General features: G+C 68.8%; 13 protein-coding genes and 1 pseudogene. 4 read left to right on the forward strand and 10 right to left on the reverse strand.

The features are described 5' to 3' along the window. A pseudogene (locus tag AC1DU4_RS21705) lies at positions 1 to 101 on the reverse strand (LLM class F420-dependent oxidoreductase); the annotation flags it as partial. Between the two features lie 379 nt (positions 102 to 480). On the opposite strand from AC1DU4_RS21705, the gene AC1DU4_RS21710 reads away from it, so the two are divergent. Next, positions 481 to 3,747 carry a protein kinase domain-containing protein gene (locus AC1DU4_RS21710; protein WP_477843346.1) on the forward strand — a complete coding sequence of 1,089 codons (3,267 nt, stop codon included), beginning with the start codon at positions 481 to 483 and terminating at the stop codon, positions 3,745 to 3,747. 100 nt (positions 3,748 to 3,847) lie between these two features. Here the strand turns inward: AC1DU4_RS21710 and AC1DU4_RS21715 are convergent, their stop codons facing one another. Next, on the reverse strand, positions 3,848 to 4,324 hold the full coding sequence (locus AC1DU4_RS21715; protein ID WP_477843348.1) for a hypothetical protein: 477 nt from the start codon (positions 4,322 to 4,324) through the stop codon (positions 3,848 to 3,850). A gap of 200 nt (positions 4,325 to 4,524) precedes the next feature. Between AC1DU4_RS21715 and AC1DU4_RS21720 the strand changes: the two genes are divergently transcribed. Beyond that, positions 4,525 to 7,122, forward strand: a complete 2,598-nt coding sequence (locus tag AC1DU4_RS21720) for a helix-turn-helix transcriptional regulator (RefSeq protein ID WP_477843350.1) — start codon at positions 4,525 to 4,527, stop codon at positions 7,120 to 7,122. 5 nt (positions 7,123 to 7,127) lie between these two features. Here AC1DU4_RS21720 and AC1DU4_RS21725 read toward each other — a convergent pair whose 3' ends face one another. Both AC1DU4_RS21725 and AC1DU4_RS21730 read right to left on the reverse strand, forming a co-directional pair. Then, positions 7,128 to 9,698 carry a LuxR C-terminal-related transcriptional regulator gene (locus AC1DU4_RS21725; protein WP_477843352.1) on the reverse strand — a complete coding sequence of 857 codons (2,571 nt, stop codon included), beginning with the start codon at positions 9,696 to 9,698 and terminating at the stop codon, positions 7,128 to 7,130. Positions 9,699 to 9,745: 47 nt separating this feature from the next. Further along, positions 9,746 to 12,769 (reverse strand): DUF4185 domain-containing protein, encoded by a 3,024-nt coding sequence (locus AC1DU4_RS21730; protein ID WP_477843354.1) that lies wholly within the window; start codon positions 12,767 to 12,769, stop codon positions 9,746 to 9,748. 551 nt (positions 12,770 to 13,320) lie between these two features. On the opposite strand from AC1DU4_RS21730, the gene AC1DU4_RS21735 reads away from it, so the two are divergent. Continuing rightward, positions 13,321 to 14,025, forward strand: a complete 705-nt coding sequence (locus AC1DU4_RS21735) for a hypothetical protein (protein WP_477843356.1) — start codon at positions 13,321 to 13,323, stop codon at positions 14,023 to 14,025. A 60-nt stretch (positions 14,026 to 14,085) separates the two neighbouring features. Here AC1DU4_RS21735 and AC1DU4_RS21740 read toward each other — a convergent pair whose 3' ends face one another. From AC1DU4_RS21740 to AC1DU4_RS21765, 6 genes are all read right to left on the reverse strand, one after another. Next, the gene (locus AC1DU4_RS21740) at positions 14,086 to 14,388 is read right to left on the reverse strand and encodes a hypothetical protein (protein WP_477843358.1); all 303 of its coding nucleotides are present in this window, start codon (positions 14,386 to 14,388) and stop codon (positions 14,086 to 14,088) included. Between the two features lie 17 nt (positions 14,389 to 14,405). Next, a complete protein-coding gene (locus tag AC1DU4_RS21745) occupies positions 14,406 to 15,641 on the reverse strand; it encodes a zinc metalloprotease (protein WP_477843360.1) in 1,236 nt (411 codons plus the stop codon). Positions 15,642 to 15,671: 30 nt separating this feature from the next. Next, a complete protein-coding gene (locus tag AC1DU4_RS21750; protein ID WP_477843362.1) occupies positions 15,672 to 17,789 on the reverse strand; it encodes a DNA/RNA non-specific endonuclease in 2,118 nt (705 codons plus the stop codon). Between the two features lie 59 nt (positions 17,790 to 17,848). Next, positions 17,849 to 20,827, reverse strand: a complete 2,979-nt coding sequence (locus tag AC1DU4_RS21755) for a CHAT domain-containing protein (protein ID WP_477843364.1) — start codon at positions 20,825 to 20,827, stop codon at positions 17,849 to 17,851. Between the two features lie 11 nt (positions 20,828 to 20,838). After that, positions 20,839 to 22,239, reverse strand: a complete 1,401-nt coding sequence (locus AC1DU4_RS21760) for a carboxypeptidase-like regulatory domain-containing protein (protein ID WP_477843365.1) — start codon at positions 22,237 to 22,239, stop codon at positions 20,839 to 20,841. Positions 22,240 to 22,369: 130 nt separating this feature from the next. Beyond that, on the reverse strand, positions 22,370 to 24,121 hold the full coding sequence (locus AC1DU4_RS21765; protein ID WP_477843367.1) for an acyl-CoA dehydrogenase family protein: 1,752 nt from the start codon (positions 24,119 to 24,121) through the stop codon (positions 22,370 to 22,372). A gap of 207 nt (positions 24,122 to 24,328) precedes the next feature. Between AC1DU4_RS21765 and AC1DU4_RS21770 the strand changes: the two genes are divergently transcribed. After that, a complete protein-coding gene (locus AC1DU4_RS21770; RefSeq protein WP_477843369.1) occupies positions 24,329 to 25,261 on the forward strand; it encodes an oxygenase MpaB family protein in 933 nt (310 codons plus the stop codon). Positions 25,262 to 25,287 lie beyond the last annotated feature (26 nt).

The following is a 25,287-nucleotide window of genomic DNA, read 5'->3' on the forward strand; positions in this document are numbered from 1 at the left end:
GGCACGTAGAACGAGTCGAAGCCACAACGTTCCGCGGCCGCGGCGGCCGAGGCCGGCGTGATCCCACGATCACTCGTGAACAGCGTGATACCGAATTTCACCGTAGGTCTCCCTTGCGCCGTCTGCGAGCACTCGAATCAGACCGAGACTATTAGCTGGACAGCTGTTTGCCAAGGTGTCCAGACCGATCGGTCTCGATCCCAGATCTAGAACTCGTTCACCGGACACTGCAAGGGCCGGGACCAGCCATGCGATCCTGTCCCCCGTCAGAAACATGACACAAGTTCCGACGTTCACGAAGCCACCCCCAACGGTGTGCTTCGTCGCATGCGGCGTCCATCCGTTGCCGGGTGGCAGTATGGGATTCCAAGAGGCCTGCCGGGCATTGTCCCGGTCGGCCACGACGTTCCGGGATCTGCCGTGAGGTGAGTGCCGTGCCGCATCGTCGAGGACGCCACACGCGGCGGATCGGCATGACCGATGGCCGGTGACGACCCGTTCGCGACCCAGCGCGGTGTGCCCCCGTCGGCGACGCCGGAACTCGCCGCCGTCGGGTTCGCCGATGCGAGCGAGATCGGGCGCGGCGGCTTCGGCGTCGTCTACCGCTGCACCGAGGCGACCCTGGACCGCACCGTTGCCGTGAAGGTGCTCACCGCCCACCTCGACGAGGAGAATCGGGCACGCTTCATCCGGGAACAGCGGGCGATGGGCCGGCTCACCGGGCACCCCAACATCGTCAACGTCCTGCAGGTCGGGACCACCGCGAGCGGACTTCCCTACCTCGTGATGCCCTATCACGCGCAGCGTTCCCTGGACGTGCGCATCCGCGACCACGGCCCGCTGTCGCTCGAACAGGCCCTGCAACTCGGCGTGAAGCTGGCCGGTGCGGTGGAGTCCGCGCACCGGCTCGGCATCCTGCATCGCGACGTCAAGCCGGCGAACGTCATACTCACCGACTACGGTGAGCCCGCGCTCTCCGACTTCGGCATCGCTCACCTGCCCGGTGGGTTCGAGACCGCCACCGGCACGTTCACCGCCACCCCGGCCTTCACCGCACCTGAGGTCCTGGGCGGTGGCCCGCCCAGTGCCGCCGCGGACGTGTACGGCCTCGGCTCCACGCTGTTCTGCGCCCTCACCGGCCACGCGGCCTTCGAACGCCGCACCGGCGAGCAGGTCGTCGCGCAGTTCCTGCGCATCACTTCTCAGCCCGTGCCGGACCTGCGCGAACTCGACATTCCCGACGACGTGGCCGGGGCAATCGAGCGCGCCATGTCCGCGGATCCGGGCGCCCGCCCCACCGCGGCACAGTTCGGCGACGAACTGCGGGAGATCCAGTTCCGCCACGGACTTCCGGTCGACGAGATGGCCCTGAAGTCCCCGACCAGTCCGAAGCGGGCCGAGCGTCCGTCGACTGGTGGCGGGCTCCCGCGGACCGGCCCCTCGACTCGGGGCGGGAGGGGAAACCTGCCCGCGGAGCTGACGAGTTTCGTCAACCGTCGCAGCGAACTGGCCGAGGCGAAGGAGCTGCTCTCCTCCTCCCGCTTGGTGACGCTCACCGGAATCGGTGGCGTCGGGAAGACCCGCCTCTCGCTGCGGATCGCGCAGAGCACCGAACGCGCCTTTGCCGAAGGGGCGTGGCTGGTCGAATTGAGCGACCTGCACGACGAGTCGCTGCTGGTCGGCGTGGTGGCGGCCGCCCTCGGACTGCAGTCCTTCTCCCGCGAGCCGCTGCAGACGGTCCTCACGGAGTTCCTCGAGCCTCGCCAGACCCTCCTGGTGCTCGACAACTGCGAGCAGGTGATCGACGCGGTGGCGGACCTGGCCGAGAACCTGCTCCGCCACTGCCCCGGGCTGCGCATAATCGCCACCAGCCGCGAATCGCTGGGCATCGGAGGGGAGGCGACGCTCCGGGTTCCGCCGCTCAGCGCACCCGCCCCCGACCGCCAGCTCGACCTGGCGGGACTGCCCAGCTACGACGCGGTGACACTGTTCGCCGAACGCGCCGCGTCGGTCCTTCCGGGATTCACGCTGACCGAGGACAACATGGCCGCCGTGGCCGGGATCTGCTATCGGCTCGAGGGACTGCCGCTGCCGATCGAGCTGGCGGCGGGGCGACTGCAGGCGCTGTCACCCGAGCAGATCCTGCAGCGGCTCACCGACCGCTACACGCTCCTGACCCGTGGCGGACGCACCGCCCCGACCCGGCAGCAGACCCTCCGGCTGTGCATCGACTGGAGCCACGAGTTGTRCACCCCCCAGGAACAACAGTTGTGGGCTCGCATGTCCGTGTTCGCGGGCACCTTCGAGCTCACCGCGTTGGAACAGGTCTGCGGCGCCGACCTCACCCCGGACGCGCTGCTCGACCTGGTGGCGTCGCTGGTGGAGAAGTCGATTCTGATCCACGAGGAAACGGCGACGGCGGGGCGGTACGGGCTGCTGGACACCATCCGTGAGTACGGTCTCGAGAAACTGGAGGCGACCGGCGAGTCCGCACAGATGCGGCGCCGCCACCTGGACTGGTACGAGCGCCTGGCCCTGAGGGCCGAAGCCGACTGGATAGGACCCCGCCAGCTGGACTGGATCGCCCGACTGAAACTCGATCAGCAGAACTTTCGTGAGGCACTCGATGCCAGCATGGCGGAGCCGGGTGACGTGGCGGTCGGTCTCCGCATCACGGCCGCCCTGTACTCGTTCTGGCTTGTCAGCGGACAGATCAACGAGGGCGCCCGCTGGACCGAACGAATGCTGACCGTCGAGGGGGTTCCGCGCGGCGCGGAGTGGGTGCGAGCCGTGAGCCTGGGCGCGGCGCTCAACGCGTTTCGGAGCGACATCGAGACCGGCACCGAATGGATCGGCTGGGCGCGCGCGGCCGCAACGGACACGGACGGCCCTGACGTCGCCGCCACCGTGCGGTACGCCGCAGGCGTCCTGGCGCTGGGCGGCAATGACATATCCACCGCGGCAACATATTTCGATGCCGTCCTGGAGGCGTGTCCGCCCGACAACCACCTCCTGCGGGTCATCACCTTGACCGGCGCCGAGGTGTCGGCCGGGCTACTCGGACAAGCGGAGAGGGCGGCCGACTGCCTCTCACAGGTGCTGGACATCACCGAGCCGCGCGGCGAGCTCGCGTTCCGGTCGTGGGCAGTGCGGACGCTCGGGTTGGCGGTGTGGACGACCGATCCGGCGCGAGCGATCGCGCTGTTGGAGCAGGCTTTGCGACTGTCCCGGTCCGTCGACAATTCGTTCGGCTCCGCTCCCAGCCTCGAGGGCCTGGCCTGGATCGCCGCGGCCGACGGGAACTACACGAGGTCCGCGGTGTTGCTGGGCTGCGCACAGGCCATGCGGCAGACGGGCGGCCTGCCGGACATCGCGATCCCGGGCCTGCGCGCACAGCACGACGAGTGCGAGCGACGGACCCGCGAGGCTCTGGGCCAGAGGGCGTACGACTCGGGGTACCGGAAGGGAGCGTCCGCGACCTTCGGAGAGGCCGTCGCGTACGCACTCGCCGAGTCCCGCGAGCCGTCTCGGCCACGGGCGACCGCCTCGGACAAGACTGCACTGACCCGGCGCGAACTGCAGGTCGCCGACCTGGTCGCCGAGGGGCTGACCAACAGCGCCATCGCCGCCAAGCTCGTGATCTCGCAGCGGACCGCGGAGGGACACGTCGAGCGCATCCTCGCCAAGCTGGGCTTCACCTCGCGAACGCAGATCGCCGCCTGGATCGTCGATCGCAACCAGGGCTGACCGGGCCGGCGACCGTCGAACCGGACGACCAGCGCAATCGCCTCCGACGAGGCAGTCGCGGCGGTCGTCCGGGTGACTTCGGCGAAAGTCGTCGACGGTCTCAGCCGACGACGATGGTGCCGCGACCCGGAACGTGCGGGAAGTTCGTGTCGATCTGGACTTCGATCCGCCCGACCCCGGTGGGCGCGGTCATCGGCACCCACAGCCCGTCCGTCGGCGACAGCGGCGTGTCGTCGCCGAGCGGCACCGGCCGCCCCGGGAAGACTCCGCTCGCTCCGGTGTCCAGGTTCTTCCAGCGCAGGGTCGCCTCGACGCCGCAGTACGGGGTCTGGAACACGCCCGGAACGAAGGTGAACTCCGGCCGCACCCAGATCGTCGGATTCTGCCCGAAGAAGAGGGCGTTCGGATCGTAGTGGGCGTCCACTGTCCCGACGCACCCGATCGCCCCGCCGCCGAGCGTGTACGTGGGCGAGATCCCCACCGGGTCCGCCGACGACCCGGTCGACGCCGCGGCGGTACCGCCCGTCAGCGACGCCGCCACCGCGACCGACACCACAACTGCCCTGGTAATTTTCATCGTCCCTGCCCCCCAGCCGACGCTACGGCGTCATCACGTAGGCGCCATCGTAGGCGACCACCTGGTCCCACCCCCGCGCAAACCGCTGGTCGCCGACCACCGGCTTGCGGATCGGGCCGAGCGCCCACGCCTGCTGGTCCGGGGTGGAGGAGAATGATCGGGCAGCCGTCCCGGTGCGAGCACGGACTAGAATCGTCGCTGTGCACCAGCCGTGGCCGGTGATCGAAAGGCGAGCGGAATCCACCGCGATCGTCGAGGCCTTGGGATCGACCGACGGTCCCCGGGGCGTACTTCTCGACGGCCTCGCCGGCACCGGAAAGAGCACGCTGATCGCGGACTCCGCCGCTTCCCGGAACCGCCCCGTCAAATGGATGATCGGCACCACAGCCGCGCAGCACACGCCGTTCGGCGCCTTGGCTCAACGCGTCGACGACGCGTCCCCGTGGAAGCTGGCGGCGATGCTGTCGGATTCCCACAAAGCCCTCGCTCAGGAAGTACGAAACGGCACCATCGTCGTGGACGACGCGCACCTGCTCGACCCGCTGTCGGCCACACTGCTCAATCAGCTCGCGACCGACGGCGCCGTCTCGCTGGTCGTGGCGATCCGGACGGGCGAGCCCGCACCCGACGCGATCACCGCCTTGTGGAAGGACCGAGGATTCGCCCGGATCACCCTCGGCTGCTTCGATCGCGGCGAAACCGACACGGTACTCACTGCCGCCCTCGGCGGTCCGGTGGAGTGCACCACGTCCGAGCGCATCTGGACGGCCACGCAGGGCAATCCTCTGTATCTTCGGCACCTGGTCGAGGGTTCGCTGGCCGCGGGTAGCCTGCGCTGCAGCGACGGGATCTGGCACCTACGCGGTGAGCCCGCCATCACCCTGGAGCTCGGGCTGCGCCTTCATCGGCAGTGCGCCTGCGCACCTCTCGCCGCCCGTCGCGTCCTCGCACTGGTCGCGTTCGGTGAGCCCCTCGACCTGACCGTTCTCGGCGAGTTGACCAGCCAGGAGTCGATGCTGGCGGCCGAGCGTTTCGGCCTTGTCCGTTTCAGCAGAGAGGGCTCGACACTGGTGGCGCGGCTGGCACACCCGTTCCTCGGCGAAGTGGTCCGCAAGAGCGTGGACGTTCCGGAGGCCCGCCGAATCCGCGGCGAGCTGGCCACCCGACTCGGCGAGGACGCCACGGGTCCGATCGAGCGCATCCGCGCGGCGGAACTCTTCCTCGGCAGCGACCGCAAGGCGAGCGCCCCATCGCTCACCGCAGCCGCTGCAGACGCCACGGCGCTCTGTTCCTTCGACAGCGCAGAAACCCTCGCTCGAGCCGCTGCTGCGGGTGGCGGCGGATTCCAAGCCCAACTCATCCGCGCCGGCGCACTCGCCTGGACCGACCGGGGCGACGAAGCGGAGCGGCTCCTGTCCGCATTGGATGTGACGGGCAGCGCGGAGTCGGACCTCGTCCGATGGGCCGTGCTTCGTGCGGGAAACCTCTTCTGGAACCTGGACGCACGCAGGCGCGCAACGGACGTACTCGATTCCGCGGGCACGCACGTCATCACGCCTGCGGGCCTCGATTGCCTGAACGCCGCCCGCGCAACCATCGACGTCTCCATCGGTCACGCCTCCGCCGCGGCGAAGACTGCCTGCCGAATCCGCGACTCGTCCACCGCCCCACCGGGCGCCCTGATGTGGGCCGCAAGCGCGGGCTGTCTCGCGCTGAGCCTGATCGGACGCGGATTCGAGGTACCCCCGTGGGCACGACAAGCCCTCAGGTCCGCCGACTCCGACACGTCCGCACTGAGATTCGCAGTTGGACACGGCGAGGTACTGGCGCTGACCTACACCGGACAGTTCGACCGGGCAGAGTGCTCCGCACGGAACTACCTCGAGATGGCACGAAATCACGACGTCGCATGGTTCGGCATGAGTTCATCGTTCGGAAAGCTCGAGCTGGCCATGGGACGGCTCGACGAGGCGAGGAACCGGCTGGAATCGGTCATCGCGATACTCGGTCGGTCCAACCCCGTATGGCGAGTGCTTGCCAATCTCCTCCTCGCCCAGTCCCTGGCATTGTCGGGCCGACAGACCGACGGGATCGCCGCAGTTCGGCGCGCGGAGGCGTCTTTCGGGGAGAACACGCTGCTCTACAAACCTGACCTCGCCATCGCTCGGGCATGGATCTCGGCCGGATCGGGCGACCTCGGAGCTGCCATCGGGCTCGCGCGTCGGGCTGCCGACACCGCCGGTGAGTACGGACTGCTGGCCGTCGCCGCGGAGGCGATGCACACTGCGGTCCGATTCGGTGACCGCTCCGTTGCCTCCCGGCTGACCGCGCTGTCGAACGTCGTCGACGGCTTCCTGATTGCGCCCATGGCCGCACAGGCCGTTGCCATGGCCGCGTCGGACTGCAGCGGACTGCTTTCTGCCGCAGCCCGGTTCGATCAGCTGGGTGCACGGCTGTTGGCGGCGGACGCGTACGCCCAGGCTGCGCACTCCTACCGGCGAGCGGGTGATCGCCGCCACCAGCTGGGTACGTCCGCACGCGCGTACTCCCTCGCCCAGCAGTGTGGCGGTGCACGCACGCCGGCAATCTTGGCTGCGGCCAGCCCGCTACCGCTGACGACGCGTGAGCACGAGATCGCCCTGCTGGCCGCCACCAGACTGACGAACCACGAGATTGCCGATCGGCTGGCCGTGTCGACACGCACCGTCGAGGGGCACCTCTATCGCACCTTCACGAAGCTCGACGTGTCCGACCGGGCGGAGCTGGCCGAGACCATCCGTATGGAGAACGGCCAATAGGCGCCCTATTTTCCTCGACGCAGCTTGTCCACCAAGGCTTCCCGATCCGCGACCTCGAGCTTCGCGAACATGCGGTACACGTGGCCTTCGACCGTCCTCACCGACAAGGTCAAGCGCTCGGAGATCTCCCGATTCGTCATTCCGGTGGCAATGAGCGAGGCAACCAGGTTCTCTCGGGCGGTCAGCGGTGTCGGGTTCTCGAGCGCATCGAGCGCGGGGGTGCGCGCACCGGGGCACCGAGACGCGAGCAGCCTGGCCGTTGACGCCGACCGCTGTTCACCGTGACGGTCACCGTTCCGTCGGTGCGCCGCCGCGGCCTGCGCCGCCGCGTCGGCGGCCAGCAGGTTGGCGGACATCTCCTCGAATTGGGCTGCGACCCGGTCCAATCCGTGACCGTCATGGGATTCCAACATCTGGGCGTGCCCTGCAGCGACGCGAACGAGTGGGCCGTCGACGCGGCGCGCAAGGCGTCGGAGCCGACCGGTGGCCGACCGGTCCCCGAATCGTACGGCGGTGTGGAGGACCGTAGCCTCGAGTCCGAACATCGAGCCGGCCCGTGCGAGGGCGGCCGCCTCTCGCGCCACCCTGATCGCGCGGGGGTACTCGCCCCGCGCGGCGACGGCCCAGGCCCGGGCATGCACCAGATCGGGTTCGAACGACGCGAGGTGTTCGCCGAAGGAATCCCGGGCGCTTTCGAGTGCTTCGGTCGCCTGCTCTGCCTGCCCCAGCGCGCCGAGCGCCTGGCACAGGCCGACGGAGCACAGGACGATCCACAACTGCGGGCCGCCGTTCATGGCGGCGGCGCGGCCCCGCCGAAACTGATCCTCCGCATCAGCCACACGGCCCGTGGCGAGGTGCGCGAGACCGCGGATGTAGCCCTCCACCACCCACCTCGACCGACCGGGCAGCGGCACCGACGAGCAGCGGTCGAGCACCGCGTCGATGTCGGCAAGGTTCCCCGACAGCGTCGCCGCCAACACTTCGGCAGCACCGATCTGGGTCTGGCCGAACACGAACCCATCGGCCCTCGCCGCCGACACGCCGCGCGCCGCGATTGCGGGCACGTCATCGGCGCGACCCGCACGCGCCATGGCGATCCCGCCCGCGGACACGGCCAACACCAGCGCCAGAGCCGCGCAATGCTCGGCCCCGAACAGCCTCCGCGTCAGCTCGATCGAGCGCGGCACCTTGTTGGCGAGCGAGTCGAAGACGACCTCCGCCGAGGTCACCACGTCCTTCCCGTTGCCGGTCGTCGCCCGCGCCCGCAGTCCGGCCAACTCCTGACGGGCCGCGGCCTGCTTCTCACCGAAGAAGAGGCTGATCGAACGCCACAGACCCCACGTCAACATCTCGGGCTCGGACATCTGGTCGGGGTCGAACGCGGCGAGAAGCGTGTCGGCCTCGTCGGCCCGACGCTGCCAGATCATCGCCCGGGCCGCTACCACCGCTGCTCTCACTCCGCCGCCGCGGGCCAGGGCCGACTGTGCGAGGCGTTCGGCCAAGGGATGGTCGCCCAGGGCCAGCGCACGCTCGGCCGCGGCGGCCAGGAGACCGCCGTCAAGCTCGACATCGCTGTCCAGGGCGAGCGTTGACAGCCGGAGCTGATCGCCGGGCGTCCCGCGGTCGGCGAGGGCTCGTGCAATTCTCCCCCGCCGGCTCCGCGCGGCCAGTGTGCTGGATCGCTCCCGGATCGCCTGCCCCAGAATGGGGTGGCTGAGCCGCGCGACGCGTCTTGCCCCGTCGGAACCGATCCGCAGGTGGCCGCTGAGGAGCGCCGCCGCGACCGCGTCACGCGACGCGGCATGGTGAAGAACGTCCACCTCGAGCACGCCGCCGAACGCCAGGAGCCGGAGTACTTCCAACGCGTCGGGTGCCACGTTGCGCAGGCGCGACGCGAGCAGGGCGGCCAACTCCGCGGTCATGACGGGCCGGGAGTGCAGCTGCCACACGCGCCCGATCTCATACAGCAACCCCGCCCCCCAGGACCCCTCCACGAGATGCCGGAGGTACAGCGGGTTACCCTCCGACACCTCCCATATCCATTCGGCGCTGACCTGGTCCAACGGCCCGCCGAGGGCGGACTCGACCACCCGCGCGGACTCGTCGTGACCGAAGGCTGTGAGGTTGACGCGCTCGAGCAACCCATCGGTGAGTATCGCGGTGTCCGAAGTGGTTTCGCCGCCGCCCAGTGTCACGACCAGGTGGACGATTCCGTCCTCGGCCAGCTGCCTGACCAGGGCTGCAGACAGCGGGTCGAGCAGGTCCGCGTCGTCCACGACGATCGTCGTCCGACGGCCGCGGCCCTCGAGGACAGAGCGGGCAGTCGCGAATGCCGCGGCCGCGTCGGTGGTCGCGTCGATCTCGACCAGATGGGCAAAGGCCCCCAGCGGAATCCGTCGAGATGACTCCGTGCCGACGGCCCACAGGCTGTTGCGGCGGTTTCGTGACGCAATGGTCCGCGCCAGGGTCGTCTTCCCCACCCCGGCGGGACCGACAATCACCACCCCGCGCGTCGACTCCCGTGAGGCGGCGATGATCTCGTCCCCCCACGCGATCGATGGCCACCTCAGGACCATTAAGGGATTGTAGGCCGCCGAAGTTGGTGGACGCGCGAGATCAGTCGCTATCGACCACCGTGTGGGCCAGCTGCCCCGTCGTCGCGGAGCTCGGTGTGACTCGACACCGGGATCTTGAACTGCAGAACTCGGTACGGCCACCCCCGGTCCGGGCCCTCGGTCTTCCACTGACTCAGCAGGATGTGGAACCCCCGGTCCAGTGTCGAACCGGGGACGATCGACGGTCCGTAGAGCTGCGCCACCGCGTCGTCCCCCTCCTGCCCCCAACCGACGCCGCGGATGGGCGTGCTCTTGTGCGCCTCGTAGAGGTTGTCGGTGATCTCGGCGAAGACCCGCACGTCGATGTCGTAGCCGCCGACGTTGGAGGAGTCGAAGTTCACGAACACCCACTTGCCCTGGATGCGCCGCAGGCACATCTCTCCGAACTTGTCCGCCGAACCCGCTCCCTCCAGCACGGGCGTGGGCTCGTTGCCCCAACCCCACGCCTCGTCCTTCCATCCCCAGCCCTCGTACCCGCTCGGGTCCGCGATCCGGTCACTGCGCACTCGCCTGAGAATCAGCGGCTTGTCGCGTTGGAAGCCGGTGGAGAACACGTACACCCACCCGTCCTCGGCGACATCCCAGGTCCACAGCTGCGCGAGTCCGCGGTGCAGCCCCGGAGCGAACTTGGCCCCGGTGTGCTGCCAGGTGTGGCCGTCGTCGGTCGACTTCCAGATCTCGGTCCACACCACGTTCCCGAGGCCCTTGTTGACCATGACGTGCAGGTACATCGTCTCGCCCACGGTGATGACGTCCGAGGGCAGAACGGTGGAGAACACCGGGTTGTCGTGCGGGTAGTCCCAGAGCTGACGGGCATAGTTGGGGTCTCCGCCCGCGGCCTCGCTCCAGGCAATCCCCTGGTCCAGCATCTTGGTGTCGGAGAACAGCGCGACTGGTGCGCGCCAGTCGCCGTCGCCCACCCGTGGTCCGCGGAAGGTGTCCCCGAACACCGCCAGTATCCGCCCCGACGGCGTACGCGCCATGACGCCGAGATCGGTTGCCGCCATTCCGAACCGGTCGGTCAGGCCCGGACCCGTGGCGTCCTCGATCTTCTTCGAGCGCTGGACCTTGGGCCCGGGGTCGATCGGCGGCGTCCGCTTGGGCGGCTCGGGTGCCGGTAGCCGCCACCCGTTGCGAATGACCTCGTTCCACTCGCCCTCGTAGACGTTCCCGGTGACGGGCCAGCCCCACAGCTGCTGCATCCGGGTGGCGGCCTGCTTGGTGGCGTTGTCGAAGATGCCCGATCCGGGGATCCCGATCGTCTCCTGCCAGCGTCTGAGGCCGTCCTTCGAGGACTGCGGCTCGTTGCCGTAGGTGTTCGACCACGACTCGGTGGGGCCGTCCAGCGGGCCCCAGTAGTGACCGGCGGGGAGCGGGAAGCGGTCCGGATCGTCCTTGACTCCCGCGTAGCGCCTCGCCGCCGCGAGCACCACGTCGTACGGGAAGGTGTCGGGGACGTCCCAGTGCGTGCCGTCCTTGAATCCCTTGAGGATCACCGACCCGTAGGTGTAGTTGTTGTGGCTGCTCACACCCCGGAGGTTCGCCCCGACCCCGCCGATGTCGACGCGCTCGATCGGGATGTCGTAGTCCCTGGCGACGGTGGCGATCACGAACGCCACCATGTCGAGCTTCTTCTCGTGCGCGAGCCACTGCTCGCGGGTCTTCGGCCGTTCCTCGCGGTTCGGGTTCGCCCCGCTCCAGGTCTCGACGGTGCCCGAGGTGCCCACCATCGCGATCTGGACGCTCACGCGGTTGTCGCTCAGCACGCCCCACGCGGTGTTCTTGGTCGTGACGGTGTTGATGATGTGCTCGTCGTCGACGAGGTAGTGGTAGCTGCCGTCCTGCTGGCGGGCCTGGTAGTCGGCGACGTTCTCGGCGCGGGTGGTCCACTCCTGGTTCTCCGTGGTGTGCAGATAGATTCGCAGATAGGCACCGTGCCCGGCGTCGTACCCCGGGCCGCCGTACCACGTGATCGGGTATCCGGCGGCAGCCGCGATCGGCCCGGGCCGTGCCGGTTCCGTGACGGGGGCGGGGGTACTGCCCCATTGACCGAACGGCTCCTTGAGGATGCGGTTCCGGTCGATGCCGACGCCTGCCACCTTCTGCTTGTCGATCTCGAACTGGTGCAGGTGGGCGGCGGGGTGGACGCGGCCGTTGCTGCCCCAGTTGTGCATCCAGAAGTAGGTGCCGATGCCGTCGCGGATCGCCCAGTCGATGGTCGGGTAGTTGCAGTAGACGCCCAGCCGGTCCTTGCCGAGACGGTCCTGCCACGCCTGCAGGTACGGGCGAACCAGGGTGTTCCACTGCTCCTCGCTGGGCGAGGCGTCCACCGACACGTAGATCGCGGACGTGTCGGGACCGCCGGCCTCGCGGTGCAGCGCGATGCCTCGCTCGGCGTCGCGACGCCCCTGCTCGGCGCCACCGAGCCAGTCGGACTTGCCGAACTGGAAGTTGGAGACCACCACCATCCCCCGGGCGCGGAGGTCGTCGGCCTCCTGCCTCCGCAGAGGCTTGCCGATCATCCATCCGGCGCGCGGATCCGAGATGTAGCGGATGGCGCCGACGAATCCGCTCGACTGGATCTGCTGCGCGGTCGGGACACCGGCCGAGAAGTCCACCAGCAGCTTGCCGACCAGCGAGCCCTGCCCGTCGCCCGTCGTGACCCCGCGCGGATCGACCGCATCGCGCAGCCACATCACATTGGGATCGAGGTCCGGCCCCCCGAATCGACCGGGCGCGCCGAAGGTCTCGAAGTGCAGGTGCGGTCCGCTCGAGCCGCCCTCGTTGCCGACCACGGCGATCTTCTGACCCGCGTGCACCATGTCCCCGAACCTCCACTGGCGCCCGGTGTCCGGGTTGACGAAGGATGACGGCGGCGTGTGTCCGAACGTGAAGTCCAACCCGCATTCGTTCTGCGAATCGATGACGAGCCAGGACCCGTAGCCCTGCGGGTCGTCGTTGATCCCGACGTGCGCGATGGTGCCGTCGGTGGGTGCGTAGATCGGAGTGCCRGTGTCCGCGGCGATGTCCACRCCGCGATGGTCCGGTCGGTCTGGGGTCCGGTAGCCGCTGCTTTCGCCTGAGTATGTTCCGCGGGCCAGCGGGTGGTAGCGAATCATGAGTGCCTCGCGAGTGAGGAAGGACCTGCGTCAAGTTTTCGAGAGGGCGGTTGCCCGGCGGTGYGCCGCCTGGGGATACCCGCCACAGTGCGCAACGTCCATCTTGATCATCCGCGCCGGCACTGAATGCGTCATGAGTAGTCGTCTACTCGTTTCCTGCCTGCGCCGCGGTGGCCCACCGCGTCGGCTTGCGACAGCAAACAACGATGACATCGACCCCAACCATCGGCGGGACAGTCGAGTAGTCGATTACGCATGCCAGCGGGCCCAAGAGTGGCACACAATTGGCATGTCCCGGCACCGCGCGGGTTTTCCCAGCGGGAACAAACCGCTCACCACAAGAACGGAGATCCCATGTCTGCGAAGCGCGTAGTGTCGCGCGAGTACAAGCTCATGCTGCATGCATCCCTCTTTGCTGGCACAGAAGACTCCCTGCTCCGGAAGGCAGACAACTTCTGGCAGACGTGTGGAAAGGCAATTCGCGCAGTTGCTTCGACACTGACGGGACATTTGACACGACGTCCAGGAGGCGGCGCATTCGCTTCTACGACACGCCAGGACAGCGCCTGCATGCGCGCGACTATGTCTTTCGTGAGCGCATCGACATGACGTCCGGTCGCCGGGAGGCAACCCTGAAGTGTCGCCATCCAGATCGCTACGTGGCACAGGATCGCAATATGGTTGCGGCCGAGGACATCCGGGGCAAGACGAAGTTCGAGGAGGACATCAAGCCGCCACACCAATCGCTCTACAGCTATTCCACCACGCAGGAAATCTACCCTGACAAACACCTGAATCACATGAAGGACCCCATGGGTCTCTACCCCGGACTCGTCGACCAACTTCGCTCACACGATGAGGATGAGGCCATCACGGTGGTCGGCGGCTTCACCGCCCGGGAGTTGGTGCTTACCGGGGCCGCCCTTCAGATCGGCAAAGCACCGAAGGTCGACGCCGAGTGCGCGCTGATCGTTTGGTACGACACGGAAAAGGACCTCGATATTCCTGCCGTGGTCGAGTTCAGCTTCAGATACGGCGACAAGGACGAGCAATATTCCGGAATCGTCGCTCGAACTGCCTACGACGCCTTCCAGTCGCTGCAAGGTTCGGCATGCGCCGATTGGGTAGACCAACAGTCCAAGACGAAAACGCTCTTCGTCTACAGCTGAGGGCACGAGCAGCGAACTGTCGCGAGTGGCCCGCGGGCACCGTCGCGAACTCGACTCCGGTCACGGTGTTTCCAGCTCCAGTCGGCCCTTTTCGACCCGGACCACCCGAACGACCCGATGCTCCCCCGCGGCCGTGGTCAGTTCCAGGCTCTCGTTCTCGGCACCCGACACCCACCTGCCCACCCGCGGCTCGTTGGCGTCGCCTCTGCCTGTCGCCCAGTCGACGTAGGAGCCGTCCGGCCGGAACTCGATCCCGTCACGACCTCGCGCACGAGGGAAGTCGTACCCGGCCGGCCGGTACACCCGGATACCGTCGTGGTCCTCCTCGAACGAATGGCCCCAGCGTCCGCACAGTTCCGTCACGCCGTGCTCCGTCCCGTCTACGTGGAGGCCGACATTTCCGATGGCTCGGCCGCCACCTCGCCGTCTCCCGCATGCCACTCGGCGCGTGCCGCGAGTTCCGGTCGGCCGAGCGATTCCCATCCGTCCTGCGAGGGCCGCCACCCCGAGCCGTCCCACCACTTGTGGTGCACGGCGCCGTCCGCCCCCGTCACGAACACGTCCATGCGTCCGGAATCCGTTGAGACCACGGTCGGCTGACCGATGACGGACACCGCGCCTGCCACCGCCGGGGCCTCTGCGGTGGCAGGCGGGGCCTCCACCCGGGGAACCGCGGGCTCCGGCGCGTGCTGCTCGGTCCACAACTGCCTGCGGGCGCCGTCCAGGCACGCCGTCATCCGGGCGACCTGCCCCTTGGTGAACATCACCATCCCCGCGTCGTTGGTGTAGTCCATGTAGTCCATGAACAGGTCCCCGTCGGGGCCGTTGTTCCAGGTGATCCTGGGGAAGGTGGGGATGCCGCCGTTGGAGCCGGCCTGGTTGGGCGTGTCGTCCACCTCGTCGCTGCCGCGGCAGCCAGTGCCGTCGTCACCCCAGATGTGGAAGAGGTTGAGGTAGTGACCGATCTCGTGGGTGGTGGTCCGGCCGAGGTTGAACGGGGCCGCCGCGGTGCCCACGGTCCCGAATCCGGTGTGCGTGATCACGACTCCGTCGGTCGCGATCGGGCCGCCGGGGAACTGCGCATAGCCGAGCAGCCCTCCCTCCAGCTGGCAGACCCAGATGTTCAGGTAGCGCTCGGCGGGCCACGCGGTGGCCCCACCGCTCTCGACGAACTTGACGCCGTCACCCTGGTCGAACGCGGCGACGTTGGTCGACGTGCGGGTGATGCCGTTGGACGGCCGCCCCAACGGATCGGCGGTGGCGAGGAAGAACTCGAGCTGCGCGTCACCGATCAGCTCCTCGAAGACGTCGGGGACCGTCGACAGGTCGTCGTTGGCGGCGCGGAAGTCCCGGTTGAGCACCTCGATCTGGCTCGCGATCTGCGCATCGGAGATGTTCTGCTCCGGGGTGTGCGCCACCACGTGGACGACGACCGGGATCCGTGCGAGGCCGCGGGCCGCGGCCGCGCCGGTCGACTCCAACTCGATCGTCTGATTCTCGATCTCCGATCGCGCGATGCGGTAGGACTCCGACTCCGTCAGCAACCTGCGGTGCACCTCCATCGCTCCACACTGGCGACGGGTCGGCAGTTCGACATTTGCGTCGTTGCTGGTCATTTCCTTGAACTCCTTTGCAACCGTTGATCGTCAGAGAAGGAGGTCCTGCGGACGGATCAGTTCGCGGGGCAGGCCGCTGGCCTCGATGTGCTCGAGCGGATCGGCCGCGAGGTACGCATCCAGGCCGAGTCCGGTCAACGCGGCGATCCGCCGGACCGGGACCTGGAAGGTGCGATATGCGCCGAAGGAGAACGCCTCCTCCCCCTCCGCGAACTCCTCGAGCAGCGCCGCCTGGCTGAGCAGGTACCCGGTGACGGACAGCTCGCCGTCCTGCTTGACCATGCCCACGGTCTTCCAGAACTGCCGGGGCAGCGACACCCCGCGGTACCGGGGATCGTCGGCCGCCAGCACCGGCCCCGACACCACGCTGACAGCGAGGTCGGCATTGTCCGTGTTGTTCAGGATGTAGTCCTCCAGTCCCAGCCAGAGGGTGCTGCCGGCGTTGAAATCGTGGTGTTGCGGAGTGCAATTGGTGAAGTGGAAGGTGTCGTCGTTCGCGGCCTTCGCGGCCGGGCCCCAGGCCGGATCGAGCCGGCGCACCAGGTGCCCGCGGTCGAGGGGATTCTTCTTGTAGACCGCCTCGCCGGTCTGTTGGTTCGCGGGCAGCCGCGGATCGAGGATCCAGCGGTCGCTCTCGCGCCGCAGGTCCTGCGACTGTTTGCCGTCGATGTTCACCGCGGTGAACAGGGCGAGCGCCCTGGTCCGGTGCATGACGACACTGAAATGGTGGTAGCGCAGCTCCGGGGAGGCGACCGCCTCCAACGCCCCGCCGTGCTCGGGCAGCGGCAGCGGCACGCCCAGGAAACCCGCATCGTAGCCACCGCGGTTGCGGTAGTCCGGGTCGATGGAGATCGCCTCCGGTTCGGGTCCGGCGGCCCGCGGCGAGCCGACCACGGCAAACGGCGGCGAGCCGCCCGTGACGGATGGCGAGCTGCCGCCCCCGGAGGCGCCCACGCGCACGGTGATCTCGAGTGGAATCTGCACGGTCACCTCGCCCTCGCGGGAGGTCTGCCCCCGCCATGCGGTGGCGGGCGTCGGCAGGTCCACCGCCGGGGTCTGCCGTTCCACCTGGTCGACGGCAAAGGCCTGGTCCACGAGTGAGCGCCACGCGGGCGGCAGGTCCAGGCCGCGGAGGTGCTGGAGGATCCGGCTGATCCGCACCCCCTCGTTCAGGACCCCACCGAACTCGGTGTGTGCGGGTGCCCGCACGCTCGCGTGATGCAGGGCGACGACCTCCCACTGGTCGTTGAAGACCGGGGATCCCGAGGACCCCGGTTCGGTGTCCGCCGAGTAGTGCAGGAAGCGATCCGGAATGTCGACGATCCGGTTCTCGCGCAACGCGATCTGCTTCTTGGCGCCGCGGGGATGCTGCACGATGGTGACGAAGTCACCGATGATCGCCTTGCCCTCCGACTCGATCAACCGGTTGAAGCCGAACGGCGCGAGCAACTCGGGCCGACCGCGGACCGCGACGAGGGCGAAGTCCCGTTCCCGGTCCGCGACGAAGAAGCCCCCCGGGTCGAGCGGGAAGGTCTGCCTCGGCAATTCCCTGCCGTCGACCCCGTCCTGGAAGTTGAACTCGATCACACTGTTGCGGGCCGTGTCCGCGTCCGGCAGCACGTGATGGTTGGTCAGCATCAGCGTCGGCGAGACGAGCGACCCGGTCCCGAAGCCCTGGTCGATCCCGCGTCCGTCGCGAATGACCACCCGACAGATGGCACGCGACGCCGCCACACCGGCGTCGAGATACCGGGCGCCGACGAAATCCGCTGTGTTGATGATCTTTTCGAGCACGACCTCGGGGCTGCCGTCGACGTCGACGACGTCACTGATCCGGTTCAGGGCCTCCTCCACCACCGTTTCCGGCGGGTCCGCCATCGGCTGTGCGGACTGCTCCTCGCCGGCGTAGTAACGGCTCAGCCGGTCCAGCCGTTTCGCGATGCGCTCGGGGGTGTCCGCCGCGGCGACACCGCCGGGCCCGGAGAGCACGCTCACGTGCTCGCCGCGTTGCGGGGCCCGCTCCCGCGCGCGCTGCGCGGCGGCCTCACCCTGGCGTTGCCGCTCGCTCTCGAATGTCCCCGTTCGGCCCGTTGCACTGTCAGTTTCCTGCTCTCCCTGGCGGCCGGGCCGAGGAGTGACGATCGTCATCACGTTTCCTTTCGTTGCGCACCCCAACGTGCTGATCTGCTCGCGGTTCGACCGGCGTCCTACCCGGCCGCCGCACGATCGCTGCGCTCGTACTGCTCCACCCCGTTCCTGATCACCTTGCGGAGGGACTCGCCCGCGACGAGCTTGTCGAGGATCGGCACCACCACCTCGGGACGGATCGACGTCTCGGCCAGCAGCTGGCCGAGCTCGAGGGCATCGGACCCCAGCGTGCCGACGATGACGTCCCGACGAACGCGCTCGAGCGCCGCGGCGACCGACAGCCGCCGTGCGGGTCGGCCGTCGTCGACCGGCAGCGGGGATGCCGTGTCGACGAGCAGACCCCGGACATCCTTGGCGCTCAGGTCACGGTCGGTCGCCCAGACCAACATCGCGGCGACCGCGACGTACAGGGCGGCGAAGGTCGTGCCCTCCATCTCCGGTTCGTCGACCATCTGGTCGCAGGAGGTACCGGAGATCGTCCTCGGCGCATAGATGTCCGGCTTGCCCACATCGGGGAAGAACGGGGTCTCGTGGGTCAACGAGCCGTCGTCCTCGATCGCCCCGACGGCCAGCACGTCGTCACACCACGCCGGGTAGGTCGGCTCCTCCGAGTGATCCCCCGAGGCGATGATCAGCCGGCCGTCGGCCGCCAGCGCCGACATGACCTCGTTCTCCACGTTCGAGGGCACCGTCTTCCCGTAGTCGATGACCAGGAGGTCCGCGCCTGCCCGGCCGGCCTCGGTCATCCAGTTGCACACCTCGCTGTCCGGCGGTGCACCGTCCGAGAAGGCCAACTCGAGGGGTAGCAGCTCGGCCATCGCGGACTCGTTGTCACCCGGCACCCCCACGACGACCCGTCCGGGCACCGTGTGGTCGATGGCGCACTGGGTGACGGCGTCGGCTATCTCGTGGCGGCGGCCGGCGGTGAACGGCCCCGCGACCGCGATCCGCAGGGCCCGCTTCGCCGACACCGCGATGGGCAGCTCGGTCACCGTGGCGGTCTCGGGTTCCGCCTCGGCCCCGAAGAACTCGGCTGGGGTCGTTGCACGCTCGGCAGACGCGCCCGGCTCGGCCCCGAGTTGTCTGACGAGGCCGGGCAGCTTCTCCGCGTCGAAGTCCCCGTCCTGGGCCGCGAGGTCTGCCAGTTGCTCCCACAGCTCCAGGTGGCGGAGGTCGACGTAGAGCCTGGACAGCTCCTTCTCGGGATACCGCGTGAGGGCCGGGAGATTTCGCCGAATCCATTGCCACACCTCAGGCCAGGAGAGTGGGTCGAGTCGAATCGTGCGTACCTCCGAGGCGAGCAGGGCGCGCGTCAGTTCGTCGAGTTCCCTGGTGGCGGCGACGGCCAGCCGGGCGCGTCCGCGTCGTTCGGTCAGGGTGGCGAGCGCCTCGAGGAGGGCGCGGGCGCCCGGCTCCTCGCCGAGGAGCAGGTCACCATCGTCGATGACGATCGCGAGCGGAACGTTCGCGAGGTCACCGAGCAGCCGCTCCCACCAGTCGTCGGACCGGAACTTCCCCGCGCCGGCCGCCGCAACACCCGTGGCCTGAATCAGTTCGGCGACCAGGCCGGCGAGCATGCGCACCGGGTCCTGGCCTTGCGCCTTGTCCTGTTCTGCGAGTAGGCGTCTGGCGCTGATGAACAGGTAGCCGATCCCCGGGTCGAGCTCCTCCAGCACCCGGTCGAGAAGCGCGGTCTTGCCAGTCGCGGGCATCCCGATCACGCACAGCAGGCGCGCCGACGTGTGCCCGGAGAGCACGTCCACCGACTCGCGCAGTTCCGCCAGCCTGGAGATGAATCGCAGTTCGCCCTGCCGGACGCCCAGGCGCAGCCCGACCGGGCGCGGCGCGGGGACCGGCCGCGCCTTCGCCCCGGGGTCGATGACCGCACCCGGTTCGCTGCCGCCGACGAACAGGCAGGGGACCGCCCAGTTAAGCAGGGAGCCACCGCTGTACTCGTCACCCTGGATGGCAAGCCGGGCCAGACGCAGCGCCTCGGCCACGGGGTGGCCGGCCGTCAGTGCCTGATAGAAGAACCGGGTGAACAGTCGTTCGGTGCCGAAGGGCAGGACCGCCTGCATCCCGATCACCATCGGGCACGCGTCGCGTACGCAGTAGTCCGCCGAGGACAACGGTCCCGGCCAGCCTGCCTCCTGCGCCGTCTCGTCCGGTGCGCGCGCCGTCTCGCATCCCGCGAACACTGCCAGGCGCAGGTCGGGAAGCTGCTGGAGCAACATCGCGAACTCCTGGCTCGGCAGGAGCATGCCGCGGCCGTTCCGCCGCTCCAGCTTGAGCCCGTTGGGGTTGGCGTGTCCCAGGTAGTGGAACAGATGAAACCCGCTTCGTTGCATGCCCATTCGGGACCTGAGACGTTCCACGGACGGACGGTCCTCGACCACGACGCGCAGCAGGCCACGGTCGATCATCGGCTGGAGTTCGGCGAGCAAGCTGCGCTTCTCCGCGTAGAGGTCGAATGGCGCCTCGCCGTTCTTCCGCTCCGCCCAGAGCGGGCTCGACATCACCAGCAACATGTTGAGCGGGGGCTCGATCGGGGCCTGCCTGATCGGGTAGGTACGCGACCGCCCCGAACGCACGATGTGGACATCGCGCGACATGGCGAGGAACCGGTTCGGCCGCTCCGGATCCAGCAGCAACTCCCAGGGCCACGCGCAGACGGCCTGCGGCGCCGCCAGCACCCGGACGAGCAGCTGCACACCGATGGTGCCCGCGGTGCCCCGGGTCCGCTGGAGCAGGGTGACGATCTCGGGCACCCCGAAGACCAGGTCCGTCAGCACCCGCCCCACCTCGAGTGCGGACACACTCGCATCGGTGCGCGCATGCCGGACCGCGTCGGCGAGCCAGTCGGCCGGCGCGCGGGCGGGCTTCCCCGAGACCGTCTCGGGGAGCGCCCATTCCGGCATGGGTCGGCGGACCGCGAACACGGATCCCAGCCGGGACTGCGCCGAGAGCCAGACATCACCGCCGACCTGGAGGACGCTGATCTCCAGCTCCTCGAAGGTACGGCCCGGCAGCGGTCTCATCGGTCCGGCTCCTAGGGGCCTGCCGCCCTCGTCAGGTCGCCAAGATCGATGACGCTCGCCACGTCGGTCACCGCGTGCACCCCCGGGGCACGCACCGTTATCCGGTAGTCCTGTGCCGCGAGCCCCTCGAACGTGGCCCGGTGCCGGCCGTCGTCCGAGCGCGTCAGCGGTCGGTCGACGCCTTCGCCGCCCGCCACCGGCCGTACCGTCGCGACGAGCTCCGCGTCCTCGGCGTCGGTGCGGGCACGGATCACCAAGGGTTCGTCGGTGGTGACGTCCTCGACCTCCAGCGAGACCGACTCGTTGACCGCGGGAAAGATATTGGGCGGCTCCAGTTCCGAGTTCCGCAGGACGCCGCCGATGTGGTCGAGCACGGGGTCGTCGTTCTGCAGCGAGGCGTGCCGCTGGCTGAAGAAGGCGGCGTTCCGCCAGCCCTTCATCAGCTCGTGCGGAACCGCCGACAGGGTGGGCACGGTGCCGTCCCCGCCGCTCTCCCCCGCTGCGCGCGCGGGGAGCGTCTCGATCCTGTCCCCGACCCGCCTGGCCGCCCAGCGGGTGTGCTGGAAGTCGCCGATGACCGGCCGGATGTCGTACCCCGAGTCGCCGTCCTTCAGCCGCTGATCGACCCGGGCGCGGAGCTGCCGGTGCAGATCCACCGCCGCGCGCATCCGGGTCCCGTCGAGCCCGGTGCCCGCCCAGTCCACCGTCTCGTCGTCGAGATTGAGCCAGGAGTCGCCCGGTCCTTCGAGACACCGGTACGACGGCAACAGTTGGTACACGGAGGTGAAGGACCGGATGAGTGCGGTGAGGTCGAGGCTGAACGGACCCCAGCCCCTCCGGAAGCCGTTGACGAGGAAGTCGAGGGCGTTGACCGAACCCGAGTACGGGGTGCCGAAGGTGATGAGCGTGCGGGTCTCACGCCACCCGTCGAGCATTTCCAGGTACAGGCGAGCGACGATCCCGCCCATCGAATGACACGCCAGGATCAGTTTGGCGTCGGGGTTTCCCGACCTCTCTCGCCACCGGCTCAGCCACCCGTGGGCCTCCCGCGCGAGCTTGCGGGCGGCGACCCGGCTGTCGCGCCGCCAGTCGTAGGGGAGCTCGAAGTAGTTCTCGCCCGGGACCGCCCCGACGCGCTCCGCCAGTGCGGTCCGAAATCTCGTGTAGCCGTCGATCTTCCAGTCCAGTCCCGGGACGATGTGGAAGTCCGGCACCAGACGTGTCGCGACGACTCCGTCGCCCAGGTGGTCGGCTTCCGGGTCGTCCCCGTCGAGCTGCAGCCGCTTGATGCTCCCGCCCAGGGAGAGAACGCCCTGCAGCGCCGCGCCACGCGACGGCACCCAGAGATCCTTGCCGTCCTTCGCGAGGACGGATCCCCCGATGCCCGGCAGCAACACGACCACGTCTTTCATGGCGTCCTCCGGCGTCGAACAGCCCTGGTTCGGGCTGCCCTGAACCAAGTGTCCTCAGCGCCGCCGGCAAAGACACGAGTACCCGACTACTCGTCTTCGAGCTGGGTCGGGTACTCGTGCCGGCTGCAGCTCAGGGCCGCATCTCGTATGCCCCGTCGTAGGCGACCACCTGGTCCCACACCCGCGCGAACCGCTGGTCGTCGACCACCGGCTTGCGGATCGCGCCGAGCGCCCACACCTGCTGGGCCGGCGTGGAGGAGGACTTGCCGTGCAGCGCAACGGCGTACCCGGAGAAGTCGCGGACCTGGAAGTCGAAGATCTGGTCGAGCAGGTCGCGGTCGAGTCCGGTGAGCTCGGCCTGCTCGAGGATCAGCTGGCCGTACACCACCAGCGAGAACAGGTGGCCGACGTTGAGCAGGAAGTCCAGGTCCTTCTGCTGCTCGGCGTCCGGGCCGGCGGTGGTGAGCAGCACCTGCAGGGCCCGAGCCTGCTCGAGGAACAGCGCCACGTTGGGGAGGTCGGCGTGCCGCTCGTAGACCGGGACCCAGTCGTGGAACTGCACCTTCGCCGCGCCCCGGGTGGGGCCCTGGTGCCAGAAGAACTCGTCGTCCGCGGCGTCGAGGCGGGTGCCGATCTCCGGGTACTCCGCCGGGGCGAAGAGGTAGTTCGGCATGAACTTGAGGATCAGCCCGACGTTCACGTGCACGGTGCCCTCGAGCTTGGGCAGGGTGCCGATCACCTCGACGGCCTCACGGAAGTAGGTGTTCTTCTCGTAGCCCTTGGCGGCGATCACGTCGTGCAGCAGCGCGACCACCCGCTCGCCCTCGGACGTGACCTTGGCCTTGGTCATCGGGTTGAACAGCAGGTAGCGGCGGTCCTCGAGGCTCGCGCTGCGGAAGTAGTCCACCGCGCGGGCGCTGAACTGCTTCATCGCGACGAGTCGGCTGTACGCGTCGACGAAGGCGGCCCGCACGTGGGTGAAGTCGGTGACCGGGTTCCCGTAGAGGATCCTGTTGTGCGCGTGGGTGATCGCCTCGTAGAACGCGTGCTCGGTGATGCCGATCGAGCCGGTGCACAGGTTGAACTTGCCCACGTTGACGGTGTTGAGCGCGGCCTCGAACGCCTGCACCCCGGTGTGCAGGATGTCCTCCTCGCGGACCGGGTAGTCCTCGAGCCGGAAGGTGCTCACGTACATCTGGCCGTGGATGACGTTGTCGATCAGCCGGTAGTTCGGGTGCCGGCTGTCCGCGACGAAGAAGACGTAGCCCTCGGGGCCCTCGACGTCGGTGCGGCGCCCGAACACCGACACCATGCCGGCCACGTTGCCGTTGCCGATGTAGTACTTGTCCCCCGTCGCCCGGAACGCGACCGCGTCGTCGCCCGACGCGTCGTCGCCCGCGGCCGGGGTGAGCAGCATGTCGGTGGAGTACACGTCGGCGCCGTGCGCGCGCTCGGACAGGCCGAAGGCCATCACGCCGCCCGCGGTCAGTTCGTCGGCCGCCCGCTGGCGGGCCTTGTCGTTCTCGCTCATCCAGATCGGCCCGAGGCCGAGGATGGTGACCTRCCAGGCGTACCAGTACGCGAGGCCGTAGAAGCCGAAGATCTCGCTCAGCGCGGCGTTGCGGGCCGCGTCCCAGCGCCGGTTCGGGTCGTCGCCGCCGAACTCCGCGGGCGTCTGGAAGGTCGCGAAGAGCTTCTCGTCCTTCACGAACTGCAAGAAGTCCGAGACCCACACGGCGTCCAGGTCGTCGGCGAGCAGCCGGTCCTTGCCGCGGTTCTCGAACCAGTCGATGGTCGCGCGCAGCAGTCGCCGGGTCTCCGGGTCGAAGTGCTGCGGGTCGTAGGTGCGCGGGTTGAACAGCAGTCCACCGGAGTTCGCCACGGTCACGCCTTTCGTCGGGGTCGAGCCAAACCTACCAGCCAGTAACTTCCGCGTGAAGAGCCGTCTCGGGCGACAGCCCTTGTGGCGCACGTCACCCGCTGCTACCTTCTGACACAGCGAGACAATCTTGTGTCAAAGTCCCACCAGGTCCGGAGGTTCGTCCTTCGAGGCCGGTCCGGGAGCTCCGAGGCAGACAAGGAACCGACGATGCCGCCCGACTACGAATCCGCCATCCGCGAGGCCGTCGCCATGCCCGTCGACGTGGAGGTCACCGCGGACTCGCCGCGCCTCGGTCCCGACACGCTGATCTGGAAGTACTACGGCGACGTCCGCGGGCTGCTCGGCTTCCAGCGACTGGCCGGCACCGAGAACTGCATCGAGCAGCTCGGCAAGGCGGTCGAGGACCACTCGGTGATCTTCTCCGACACCCTGGGCCGGGCCCGGCGCAGCGGGCCGCCGATCTTGAAGACCGTCTACGCCGAGGACCCGCACCACTGGGGTCGCACGGTCCGCGACTTCCACAAGCCCATCAAGGGCACGATCAGCGACGGCTCCCGGTACCACGCGCTGAACCCGGAGCTCTTCTACTGGGCGCACGCGACATTCGTGGACCAGGTCCTCTACGTCACCGACACCTTCATCCGACGGCTGTCCCACGAGGAGAAGGCGCAGATCTTCGAGGAGGGCAGGACCTGGTACCAGATCTACGGGGTCAGCGACCGCAGCCAGCCACAGACCTACGAGGAGTTCGTCGAGTACTGGGACCGGATGCTGGGCCGCTTCGTCCCCAACCCCACGATCGGCTACGCCACCGGGTACCTCCGCAAGGGCGTGCCCGGCCCCCGCTGGCTCCCGCGGCCGGTGTGGCGGGTGCTGTCCGCGCCGATCAACGGCTTCCTGCGCACCGTGGTCGTCGGGACACTGCCGCCGCAGATGCGCGAGGTCTGCGGGCTCGACTGGAACCCGAAGAAGGAGAAGCGGTTCCAGCGGTTCGCCGCCTTCTCCCGTCGGATCAACCCGATCGTCAACCGGCTGCCGCTGCGGGCGCTGTACCTGCCGTGGGCCTACGACGCCTGGCGCCGCGTCGGCGTCGACCCGCGACCGCTGATGAACGCCCCCACCGCCGCCCCCGTCCGCTAGGAGATCGACTGTGCGCACCAACGTGC

The sequence above is a fragment of the Rhodococcus sp. P4_F5 genome (genome assembly GCF_056401315.1).